Annotated in this window: 12 protein-coding genes; all 12 read left to right on the top strand. The window is 38.6% G+C overall.

The features are described from left to right. Nucleotides 1–131 precede the first annotated feature (131 nt). The 12 genes from ACQKMF_RS17800 to ACQKMF_RS17745 all read left to right on the top strand — a co-directional run bounded on the left by ACQKMF_RS17800 (nt 132) and on the right by ACQKMF_RS17745 (nt 12,104). Nucleotides 132–650, top strand: a complete 519-nt coding sequence (locus ACQKMF_RS17800; RefSeq protein WP_402937136.1) for a mismatch-specific DNA-glycosylase — start codon at nt 132–134, stop codon at nt 648–650. A gap of 140 nt (nt 651–790) precedes the next feature. Continuing rightward, a complete protein-coding gene (locus ACQKMF_RS17795) occupies nt 791–937 on the top strand; it encodes an AzlC family ABC transporter permease (RefSeq protein WP_101225376.1) in 147 nt (48 codons plus the stop codon). A gap of 61 nt (nt 938–998) precedes the next feature. Further along, the gene (locus ACQKMF_RS17790; RefSeq protein ID WP_402937134.1) at nt 999–1,160 is read left to right on the top strand and encodes a hypothetical protein; all 162 of its coding nucleotides are present in this window, start codon (nt 999–1,001) and stop codon (nt 1,158–1,160) included. A 774-nt stretch (nt 1,161–1,934) separates the two neighbouring features. Next, nucleotides 1,935–2,948, top strand: coding sequence for a glycoside hydrolase family 15 protein (locus ACQKMF_RS17785; protein ID WP_260357731.1), 1,014 nt, complete (start codon nt 1,935–1,937; stop codon nt 2,946–2,948). A gap of 257 nt (nt 2,949–3,205) precedes the next feature. After that, a complete protein-coding gene (gene glgB, locus ACQKMF_RS17780; RefSeq protein WP_260357990.1) occupies nt 3,206–5,134 on the top strand; it encodes a 1,4-alpha-glucan branching protein GlgB in 1,929 nt (642 codons plus the stop codon). Further along, nucleotides 5,134–6,300: a glucose-1-phosphate adenylyltransferase gene (locus ACQKMF_RS17775; RefSeq protein ID WP_311735942.1), complete on the top strand. Its 1,167-nt coding sequence runs from the start codon at nt 5,134–5,136 to the stop codon at nt 6,298–6,300. Before glgB ends, ACQKMF_RS17775 begins: the two co-directional genes overlap by 1 nt. A gap of 18 nt (nt 6,301–6,318) precedes the next feature. Then, the gene (glgD, locus tag ACQKMF_RS17770) at nt 6,319–7,425 is read left to right on the top strand and encodes a glucose-1-phosphate adenylyltransferase subunit GlgD (protein ID WP_260357730.1); all 1,107 of its coding nucleotides are present in this window, start codon (nt 6,319–6,321) and stop codon (nt 7,423–7,425) included. A gap of 16 nt (nt 7,426–7,441) precedes the next feature. Then, the gene (gene glgA / locus ACQKMF_RS17765) at nt 7,442–8,878 is read left to right on the top strand and encodes a glycogen synthase GlgA (protein WP_427574296.1); all 1,437 of its coding nucleotides are present in this window, start codon (nt 7,442–7,444) and stop codon (nt 8,876–8,878) included. A 127-nt stretch (nt 8,879–9,005) separates the two neighbouring features. Then, nucleotides 9,006–10,511, top strand: a complete 1,506-nt coding sequence (cls, locus tag ACQKMF_RS17760) for a cardiolipin synthase (RefSeq protein ID WP_427574294.1) — start codon at nt 9,006–9,008, stop codon at nt 10,509–10,511. A 75-nt stretch (nt 10,512–10,586) separates the two neighbouring features. Continuing rightward, a complete protein-coding gene (locus ACQKMF_RS17755) occupies nt 10,587–11,342 on the top strand; it encodes an exodeoxyribonuclease III (RefSeq protein ID WP_427574292.1) in 756 nt (251 codons plus the stop codon). A gap of 63 nt (nt 11,343–11,405) precedes the next feature. Next, a complete protein-coding gene (locus ACQKMF_RS17750) occupies nt 11,406–11,810 on the top strand; it encodes a cytosolic protein (RefSeq protein WP_230175911.1) in 405 nt (134 codons plus the stop codon). 15 nt (nt 11,811–11,825) lie between these two features. Beyond that, nucleotides 11,826–12,104, top strand: a complete 279-nt coding sequence (locus tag ACQKMF_RS17745; protein WP_101225366.1) for an HNH endonuclease — start codon at nt 11,826–11,828, stop codon at nt 12,102–12,104. Nucleotides 12,105–12,113 lie beyond the last annotated feature (9 nt).

Genomic DNA, 12,113 nt, shown 5'->3' with positions numbered 1-12,113 from the left:
ACAATCATCCCACATTCTACAAGAAACGTGTTTAAATTTTGGATATATGTTGTGAAAATGTCGGAAAAGGTAGTTAATTATTTTTCAGTTTTGTACAATGATTAAATATGAATTTGAAAAGGAGTTTTAAAATGGAAGGCATCTCTGATCATTTAAGGGAAAATTTGGATGTTTTGTTCGTAGGTTTCAATCCAAGCATCCGTTCAGGCGAGACTGGCCATCATTATGCGAATCCAAACAACCGCTTTTGGAAAATCCTCTTCGAGTCCGGGCTGACACCAAGGAAATATGCTCCAACCGAAGACTCGTCATTACTGGATTTAGGTTATGGTTTTACCAATATCGTTTCCAGGCCTACAAAAGGAGCGGAAGATATCACTAAAGAAGAGTACATAATAGGAAGGCAGCAATTAAAAAGGAAAATTGAAAGGTATGAACCTAGACTTGTCTGTTTTGTAGGCAAGGGTGTTTATCAGGAATACCGTCAATTACGAAAAATCTCTTGGGGGCTGCAAGAAGAACCTTCATCGAATCAATCCATGGAATTCGTTGCCCCTTCTTCCAGCGGCTTAGTTAGAATGCCGATAGATGAGATCATCGAAATATATAGTGAGTTGCCAATTCTGCTTGGCAAGCTGAAAAGCAATTAAAGGCACTTATTAATATAAGGGTGGATTGGAAAAACGATGACTTTCCCGATGATGGGGAAGGCTTTTGGCAAGGAGTAAAGGATTGTATACCTAAGTATCGGTTTTGCTGAAGGGGTCGCGAAAGAAAGTCATGATTAAGTATGATTGAAGTGGCACTAATGTCGCTTTTACTCTATGCAGGGTCTGGACAATTCATGGCGGCATGGATTATGGCCTCAAGTCATCCGGTCTCGGCCATGATTTTTACGTATATTTTTGTTAACAGTCGTCATCTATTGCTGCATTAGCTCCTTAATTCAGGCAGCAAGGTTGGAAAACAAAAACTGATAACTGGAGCCTTACTAACGGATGAAACATTTGGAGTTGGCGGCCACAACGGCACAGAAGAGGAAACGGTTTGATTTTATTATGCTTGGTCACAATCTTGAAGCCTATATAAATTGGTCACTAGCAAAAGCGGTTTCTGCCCTGACAGCCATGTTTACCGGTCTTCTTAGTTTTGAATATTGAGTGAAAAAAGACTTTTTTATAGATCTTGCAGTCGTTTTTTGGCAGCATATTAATCGTTGTTGCATTAGGGTTTCTTCTTTCCTGGCAGTACTGGCGTCATAGTTGCAACGGTTATAGCTTCAGCGATAGGGGATGGTGATTGACAGATGGAAATAAGCAGGTATATCCTTGGGGCTTCAATTGTGACTTTCATACCTAGAATCGTTCATTTGATGCTGATTAGTAATATGCAGATTCCAAGGGCATAGATTGGCTAAAGCATGTACGGTGGCCGTAATGGAGGCGTCATTGGTTCAAGAACTTCTATTATCGGAACAGGTTTTTTAAATTAAGGGTAATGCTTTAAAATTGGCTTCAGCTTTTACCAGCTTTCCTGGTTGCCATGTTTACGAGAAGTCTATGGAGTACGGTAATGATTGGCATGCTTTCATTGATGATACGATTATTCTTTTAATAACTACTAAACATTTGAATGATAGGCCGATATAACCAGTAATGGATTGCCATTACTGGTTTTTTATTTTCCAAAGAACATATTTCATAACGGCAACTTCATTACGGGTAGGCAAATGACGCTTTTTTATTGAACATTGGAAGCTTGATTATCAAAAACGGCAGTGATTACATAAACTGTGGTGAATGAACTTCTGAAAAAGTCGTTATGGCTAGCTGAATTGAAAGCGCTTTTAATTGAAAAATGAAACAACCAACGTTTAGAAAATGGGAGTCTGTCAACAATGGGAATAAGCAAATAACTATGGAGGTGTTCAATTAATGAATGTAAATGGTGCCCTAGAGGTTCTTGATCGCATGCGGCTTCCTAATGGCGCATATACTGCAAGTGTTTCCGATGATTATAATTATGTCTGGATAAGGGATGTCGTTTATACAGTAATACCTTTTATAAATGATCCGTCCAATCGGTACGAGAAAGCATATCATGCTTTATTCGACTTATTTCAATCCTATGAGTGGAAGATAGATATTCATACGGAACAGAAACCCCAATTTCTATTTGAACATATCCATGCACGGTATTCCACTGAGCTTAAAGAACTGCCAGATGAGTGGGGCCATGCCCAAAATGATGCGATAGGTGCCTTTTTATGGGGTGTCGGTGAAGGATATAGGCATGGGAAAAAGGTGATAAGAAATCAACGTGATTTAAAGATCGTTCAAAAGTTGGTCAGTTACTTGGAATGCCTGCAATATTGGCAAGCGGAAGATAACGGGATGTGGGAAGAGAATATCGAAATCCATGCTTCAAGCATAGGGGCATGTGTTGCCGGTTTGAATTCAGTCAAAATGCTGGTCAACGTCAAGGAAGGACTCATTAAAAAGGGAGAAGAAGCTCTTCGTTTCCTGCTTCCAAGGGAAAGTTATTCAAAAGAGACGGATTTAGCCCTTTTATCCTTAATTTATCCTTATCGTCTGGTAGACCGTGAAATAGCACTTAAAATATTGAAGAATGTCACAGGGCGCCTAGAAAGAACAAAAGGTTGCATTAGATATGAGAATGACCTTTATTACAATGACGGTCAAGAAGCGGAATGGTGTTTCGGGCTTCCGTGGCTGGGATTATGCTACCTTGAACTTGGCATGATGAACAAAGTTAAGGAATATATAGATAAAACGAAAATGATCATTCCAGAAAATTGGGAAGTTCCTGAGTTATATATAGGAGGCAGTAATATACCAAACAGGAATACTCCTTTGGCATGGTCAGTCTCATTATCCTATTTATTCTTGACGAAGACTCAGATGATTCGAACTGAACAAATAAAATGAAGAATTCATACATGATAACATAAAGCTCTTCCCAAAAATGGGGAGAGCTTTTATTGAAATAATAATATTTTTACAATAAATGGCTATTTTTCGCGAAAAGATGTTTTATTTATTAAAAAAACGGGCATTTATTACAATATATTCACCTCCATTTGAAGGATTAATACCATTTTTACCGAATATATATAATAACTGGGGAAGGATGGGTAAAATACTATCGAGTTAATACTGATGGAGGGGTTTTATTGAGTACAATTATGGACCAGCTGCAAGAGAATTATCCAAGCGATTTCGATTTATATTTGTTTCATGAAGGCACCCTTTATGAAAGCTATAAAATGCTTGGGGCACACATTGTAACATCATTAGGTATTGAAGGAGTACGCTTCACCGTTTGGGCCCCCCATGCCAAGCAAGTTTCAGTTGTCGGTAATTTTAATAATTGGGACGGAAAAGACCATGCGATGAAACGGATCGAGCGTTCAGGTATCTGGGTGTTGTTCGTACCAGGACTACAAGAAGGGGAACTCTATAAATACGAAATACATACACCTGGAAATAAACGTATCCTAAAAGCCGATCCATATGCCTTTTATTCGGAAGTCAGACCAAATACAGCCTCGGTCATTAAAAGGCTGGATAATTTTGAATGGCAAGATTCGAAGTGGATAGCCGATAGGAAAAAGGAAAATATTTATCATAAGCCCATGTCCATTTATGAAGTGCACCCCGGAACATGGAAACAAAAAGAAGATGGCGAATTTTATTCGTACCGTGAATTGGCTGATAGATTAGTTGATTATGTGATTGATAATAGTTTTACACATATTGAAATCATGGCCATAATGGAACACCCATTTGATAAATCGTGGGGATATCAGGTCACGGGCTATTATTCCGTAACCAGCCGTTACGGTTCACCGGAAGATTTTAAATATCTAATTAACCTTTGTCACCAAAAGGGCATAGGAGTAATCCTTGACTGGGTTCCCGCCCATTTTTGTAAAGATGCGCATGGACTTTCCCGTTTCGATGGTACGCCTCTCTATGAACCAATTGATCATACTAGAGCAGATCGCCCGTTATGGGGGACATACAATTTTGACTTTACCAAACCGGAAGTAGTCAGTTTCCTTATATCAAATGTAATGTTTTGGATGGATGTATACCATATTGATGGGGTTCGTGTCGATGCGGTTTCGTCAATGGTTTATTTAAATCATGATAATCCATTGCCGGTCAAGCTGAAAAACCAGTTTGGCGGTGAGGAAAACCTGGAAGCCATACAATTTTTACAAAAACTTAACGAAGTGGTTTTCAAAAAATATCCAAATGCATTAATGATGGCTGAAGAAGCAACAGACCGGCCGCTCATAACTTCTCCTACCGATATAGGCGGACTGGGCTTTAATTACAAATGGAATATGGGATGGACTAATGATATCCTTCGTTATATGAAACTTGAAACACATGAAAGGCCATATCATCATAACCTCTTAACATTTTCATTTTTCTATGCTTTTTCAGAAAATTTCGTCTTGCCCTTTTCACATGATGAAGTGGTTCATGGCAAGAAGTCATTACTGAATAAGATGCCAGGTGACTACTGGCAGAAATTCGCAAATTTACGGTTACTCTTTGGGTATTTCATGACGCATCCTGGCAAGAAGCTTCTATTTATGGGCAGTGAATTTGGCCAATTCATAGAATGGAAAGATGAGGAACAATTGGATTGGCTGCTTTTGGAATATGAATCACACGACAAGCTGGCCCATTATTTCCGAACTCTCCAGGATTTTTATCGGCAAACTTCCTCACTATGGAGATTGGATCATGTCCCGGAGGGTTTTGAATGGATAGATCCGAACAATAGTAATCAGAGTGTCATTACCTTTATGAGAAAAGGTAAACGGAAAGGCGATTATTGCATCGTTGTCTGTAATTTTTCTGCGCAGGCTCATGCTCAATATCTAATAGGTGTACCATCCCAAGGCAAATATATAGAGGTTTTCAGCAGTGATTCAGCCGCTTTCGGAGGATCGGGTCAAATCAATGAAGAACCCATTAATGTCAAAAAGGAACCATACCATAATCAACCATACAGCATGGAAATAACTGTACCTCCATTAGGCATTTCTATTTTTATGAAGCAAACAAAAAAAAGACGGGGGAGAGTGAACGAATAATGGGAGCAAAAAAATGGATAGCAATGTTATTGGCAGGAGGCCAGGGTTCAAGGTTAGGTGAATTGACAATCGGTTTGGCAAAACCAGCTGTTCCCTTTGGCGGTAAATATAGAATCATCGATTTTCCATTAAGTAACTGCACTCATTCTGGTATTGATACGGTTGGGGTACTAACCCAATACCAGCCATTGATTCTAAATGATTATGTTGGTAATGGGAAAGTTTGGGACCTTGATCTTGATGTTGGCGGAGTTTCCGTACTTCCTCCTTATCAAGGGAAAGAAGGCGGTGAATGGTATAAAGGGACGGCAAATGCTGTTTATCAAAATATCCAATACATTGATAACTATGATCCGGAACATGTATTGATTCTTTCTGGTGACCATATTTACAAGATGGATTACAGTAAGATGCTGGATTATCACATCGAAAAAAATGCCGAGGCGACCATAGCTGTCATTCAAGTACCGTGGCAGGAAGCAAGTCGTTTCGGAATCATGAATACCAATGATGATGATAAAGTCACTCAATTCGATGAAAAACCAAAGTATCCAAAGAGTAATCTTGCTTCCATGGGAGTTTACCTTTTCAATTGGAAAACCTTAAGACGGTATTTAATAAATGATGAAAAAGATAAAAATTCTTCCAACGATTTCGGCAGCAACATCATTCCAAAGATGCTTGAAGACCGAAAAAAGCTATATGCCTATCGTTTTAATGATTATTGGAAAGATGTTGGAACGGTCGAAAGCCTTTGGCAGGCCCATATGGACTTATTGGAGGATACGCCAAATTTCCAGTTGGATGATCAGCAATGGAAAATTTTTGCCCGAAATGCAAATCACCCGCCGCAATATATATCACCGGATGCCAAGGTCAGTCAGTCGCTCATCAATGAAGGGTGCATGATTCATGGGAACATTGAACATTCGGTTTTATCCTATAATGTACAGGTGGGCTATGGGTCAACCATAAAAGATTCAGTCATCATGCCTAATGTTACGATTGGTGAAAATGTTCATATAGAAAGAAGCATCATAGCCAGCAATTGTGTTATTGAAGATGGTGCCGTAGTTGGCAATTCAGCGGTTACATCAGATATTACCTTAATTGGTGAAAATCAGACCATTATCAATCCAAACAAAAAAAAGATTACTCTTAACTAGAAAAAGGGGAAGATGGCTATGGAAAATGTGTTGGGTATTATTAATTTAATCAATGAAAGACAACATTTAAAAGATCTGACTGCTCACCGTAATGTAGCATCTGTGCCATTTGGCGGACGCTACCGTTTGATTGACTTTACGATGTCGAATCTCATTAATGCAGATGTATCAAAAGTAGCCGTTTTTCCAAAAGAAAAGTATCTTTCAGTTATGGATCATCTTGGCTCAGGTAAAGAATGGAACTTGGATCGGCGGTCAGGAGGCTTATATATCTTGCCCCCTATCCATCCGGATGAAACGGTAACGGGCGATATGAAGCAATTTTATGATCATCTCAGCTTTTTCGAACGTGCACAGGCAGATACTGTCATCATCTCCCCTGGAAGCCATGTATGCAAATTGGATTTTAATGAAGTGCTTGATTATCACAAAAAACATAAAGCGGATATCACGGTCGTATATAAGGATTATGTAGGGGAATTGATTGAGAAACCAATCTATCACACCTGCTCGGTAGATTCGGATGAAGACATTACTGACATTAGCTTTTATACCATCCCTAGACCTGGTGACCATGTTTGCCTGGAAACATTCATCATAAGTAAAACTCTATTGGTGAACTTGATCAAAAGCTGTGTTGCCAGTGGAGAATATGACTTTTTGAAAGACGCAGTGAAAGCCAATCTTCATCGTTTTACCGTCAAAGGCTACAATTTTACTGGAGATATGCCATTCATCCATTCCATTGAAAGCTTTCATTCCAGTAATATGAATTTCCTGAATCCTTCGGTAATCCGTTCTTTCTTCGGGGATACTTGGGATGTTTATACAAAAATCAAACATGAGGCACCAACCAAATATTCAAGTTCTTCGAAGGTTACCAATTCATTGATAGCCAACGGGTGTGATATTGAAGGGACTGTGGAAAACAGTATACTTTTTCGTGGGGTAAAGGTGAAAAAGGGTGCCATTATAAGAAATAGCATCATCATGCAAAAAGGCGTGATTGAAGAAGGAGCTATCGTTGAAAATACCATAACTGATAAAGAAGTGAGAATTACTAGTGAAAAATCAGTTATTGGTTTAAAACAGCCTACTGTAATAAAAAAAGCGGAAGTAATTTAATAGAGGAGGTGCGGCAATGAATGTTGTATTTGCTGCTTCAGAATGCGCCCCTTTTATAAAAACGGGAGGGCTCGGAGACGTTATAGGCGCGCTCCCGAAAGCGCTGAAAAAACAGGGAGTCCATGTAAGTGTCATCCTTCCTAAATACGGGGATCTACCTAACCGATTCAAACAGGAATTGGAACATATGACGAGTATTGAAGTTCCTGTCGGTTGGCGCCAGCAATTTTGTGGCATCGAAAAACTTGTTGCTAACGGAATTACATATTATTTTCTGGATAATGAATATTATTTCAAAAGACATGGCAGTTATGGTTTCTTTGATGATGGCGAAAGGTTCGCCTTCTTTTCCCGTGCAGTTTTAGAGGCTTTACCTTATTTAGAAGTAAAACCGGATGTCATACACTGTCATGATTGGCAAACGGGCCTTGTCAGCGTTTTGCTGAAAGCTCATTATCATAACCATCCATTCTATCAGGATATTAAAACGATATTTACCATACATAATTTACGCTATCAAGGAGTTTATCCTAAAGCTGTTTTAGCTGAATTACTCGATTTGAGTGAGTTATATTTTAATATCGATGGTCTTGAATTCCATGGGAATGTCAGTTATTTGAAAGCCGGCCTTGCATTCTCTAACATAGTCACAACTGTAAGCCCAAGTTATGCAGAAGAAATTCAGAGTCCTTATTTTGGGGAAAACCTTGATGGGTTTTTACGCAAAAGAAATGGTGACCTTAAAGGGATCATAAACGGAATCGATTATGAGGAATATAATCCTGCGGCAGATGAACATCTTGCAGTTCCGTTCGATTCCTATGACGGTAAAATGGAGAATAAACGTCAGCTACAGGAAACACTGGATCTTCCTGTCAATGATGGGGTCCCGGTTCTATCCATGGTGACCAGGCTTGTTGATCAAAAAGGAATAGATCTTATTCTCCATGTTTTTCATGAAATAATGAATCAAGGAGTTCAATTCATCCTTTTAGGTACGGGTGAAGAGCAATATGAATCGGCATTTCGCCATTTAGCTGACCAATATCCAAATCAGGTATCAGTCAATACATATTTTGATGAGGGGTTAGCAAGACAGATATATGCAGGTTCTGATATATTCCTGATGCCGTCCCAATTCGAACCATGTGGCATCGGCCAGCTATTGGCACTCCGTTATGGTACCCTGCCTTTAGTGAGGGAAACTGGCGGACTTCGTGATACGGTCATCCCGTATAATCAATTTACTGGTGAAGGCAATGGCTTCAGTTTTACGAATTATAATGCACACGATATGCTTCATACAATTGAGCAATCTGTTGGCCTGTACAAATTCCAGCCGAAAAGATGGAGGAAAATGGCCGAAAGTGCAATGAAGTTAGACTTCAGTTGGACATCATCTTCCAGAAAGTATATTGAGCTATATGAAAGTTTGATTCCTGTCATGAAGTGATAATTGGATAGGTAATACACAAAAAACACTTACGAATATTGTTTTCGTAAGTGTTTTGTTTCTTTTACCATCAAATATGGGTATATGTTTAGATATATAAAATATTGCTGTGTAGGAGAATGAAACGATGAAAAGAAGAAGAATAGAATTTGTATTTTTATTTATTTTGATTGCTGCAGTTTATATGATCCTGTTCACTCATGTTAGCTTCGACGTGAAGCTATTTTTTATTGGATTGTATATTTTTGTCATGTTTATTACCATGTTTTCACTCATGCTGGAAAATAGATTTGCACACGAGACCCTTTTATGGATGTATGTACTTTTGTTTTTCCCGGTATTTGGATATGTGTTTTATCTATTTTCAGGTCAGCTCTATTTAAAAGGGTATTTATTTCGAAGTAAAAGGAAAAAAGATCGCGAAGAATGGAAGAGTCTTGTTACACATGTATCATCGCCAAATCTATCGTTCTTGAATAACCATCAGCAATCATTCGCAGCTTTTGCCAAAAATGCATCTGAGACCACCATTAGTACATCATCGCAAACGGAAGTGTTGAAAAATGGTAACGAAACGTTCACCGAAATCATTAAACAATTAAAAAAAGCTGAAAAGTTCATTCATATAGAATATTATATTTTTCGTTCCGACAGGCTTGGTACTGAAATTATAGATATCCTTATTGAAAAAGCAAAAAATGGTGTTGAAGTTTTATTCATTTTTGATGCTGCCGGTAGTTTAAGCCTTTCAAATAATGAAGTTAAACGGATGAAAAATGCAGGGATAAAGGCTTATCCCTTTTCACCATTGAAACATGGTTTTTTTAATCAAAAGTTTAATTTTAGGAATCACCGGAAAATAATCATCATTGATGGGGAAGTTGGTTTTGTTGGAGGTTTAAACGTAGGAGAGGAATACTTAGGGCGAAATAAAACGATCGGATTTTGGAGAGATACACATATGGTCCTTAAAGGTGAAGCGGTATATATGCTTCATACTGTTTTCCTTTTGGATTGGGAATATGTCAGTGGGGAAGATGTATTAGAAGAGCGTCCAGAATTCAACAATACAGTGGAACAAGGGGATGGAGCTGTCCAGGTGGTGGCAAGCGGACCTGATACACAACAGGGAATCATGAGTGATTTTTACTATTCACTTATTACTAGCGCCACAAAATCAATCTGGATTGCAAGTCCATACTTCGTACCAAATCAAGCGATTAAAGCAGCAATTAAACATGCCGCAATTAAGGGGATACAAGTTAGGCTTATGGTTCCGGCAGTAAATGATGGGTTTTTAACCCAATACGGCAGTCGCTCCTATTTCGGGGAGCTGCTTCAATTCGGTGTAGAGGTATACACTTATAAAAAAGGATTTCTACATCAAAAACTTATTATCGTAGATGGTGATATGGCTTCCATAGGCACGGCAAACATGGATATGAGGAGTTTTCATCTGAATTTTGAAGTGAATGTCTTTCTAATGGGCAGCCGTTCCATTGAAGATCTCATCACTCACTACAAAGAGGATATGATGGATAGTGACAAACTAGATCCTATTAGGTATAACAATCGGGGGTTGCTGGAACGTTCAAAAGAATCATTTGCCAGATTGTTTTCGAATGTACTCTAATGGGAAAAATAGCAGATAAATAGTATAGTTGAAATGTAAAGAAATTAATTGGCCATAAGGAGAATTTAAGAGAATATGAAATTGGTTTCCTGGAATGTGAATGGAATTAGAGCTTGTGTTAAAAAAGGATTTTTAGATTACTTTAAAGATGTGGATGCAGATATTTTTTGCCTGCAAGAAACTAAGCTTCAAGAAGGACAGATTACACTTGAGTTGGAAGGGTACCATCAATATTGGAATTATGCACTGAAAAAAGGGTATTCAGGTACAGCCATTTTCACGAAGGAAAAACCGCTTTCCGTGAAATATGGTGTTGGGGAGCTGGACGAGGAGCCGGAAGGCAGGGTCATAACACTTGAATTCGAAAATTTCTATATGGTGAACGTTTATACCCCAAATGCTAAAAGGGATTTATCAAGGCTTGATTACCGTCTCGAATGGGAAAATGGGATGATAGATTATCTTAGTGAACTGGACTTGGTGAAGCCGGTTATCTTTTGTGGGGACCTCAATGTTGCTCATCGGGAAATCGACTTAAAAAACCCAAAATCCAATATTGGAAATTCCGGTTTCACTAATGAAGAGCGTGGAAAGATGACTGAATTACTTGATGCAGGGTTTATCGATACATTTCGCCATTTTTATCCAGACCAGGAAGGGGCCTACTCTTGGTGGTCATATATGGCAAAAGTTAGGGAGCGGAATATAGGGTGGAGAATCGATTATTTCATTGTTTCAAAACGTCTGGCGGAATCTTTAATAGATGCTCATATTCACTGCGATGTCATGGGCAGCGATCATTGCCCGGTCGTCTTGGAAACAAATCTATAAATGGAATAAATTCGGTTAAATGGGGATACTAATGGTTATCCATATTCAACAGGAGGTTTGATTATGAACACATTTATCGTGGGCTTTCATCAAGAAGATAATGTAGACAGCATGCAAGTGCAAAAATTGTCGGCGGCTGAGTTTGAAAAAGCAACATCACGCGGTTTTCGCAGACTATTTGAACTGGATACAAATATCGGATATTTTGTATTTTTTGATGCTGAAGATGATGAGGGTGATTTATCTCATCTAGTTTTACAGTATGAAGAAGATAATCAGGATCCAAGTGATTGTTACTCTTTTACTAAAAATGATTTTTATGAGTTCATGGCACTTTATTTACAAGGCATGGATGAAGTCGAAGTGGAAGATGAAGAAGATGATGCCAATGAAGAGTATGGACCAATCCATCATCTTGCCCATTTGATGTTTCATATTGTTGAAGAAGGAAAATCCGTTAAGCCTTAACGGCCGATCAATGAGATGAAAGGTACTTGTGAGCTTTGTGACAGGGGTGAGATAGAACTGACCATCCATCATTTAACACCTAGAGAATTAGGTGGCAGCCATTTACCCATTGCCTATCTCTGTAAATCTTGTCACAAACAGATTCACGCACTGTATTCAAACCGAGAGCTGGCCATCCGACTATATACCGTGCCTTTGTTAAAAGATGATGAAGCACTAAAAAAATACTTAAAGTGGATCAAAAAACAGCCGGTAACGAGGGCAGTGAGAATTAGAAAATCAAAAACGAAATAATGCAAAAGC

It is taken from the genome of Peribacillus sp. NPDC101480, from assembly GCF_050277335.1.
Classification (GTDB): Bacteria; Bacillota; Bacilli; order Bacillales; family DSM-1321; genus Peribacillus.
Note: the sequence above shows the minus strand (reverse complement) of the source record. Positions and strands in the feature narration are given on the sequence as shown.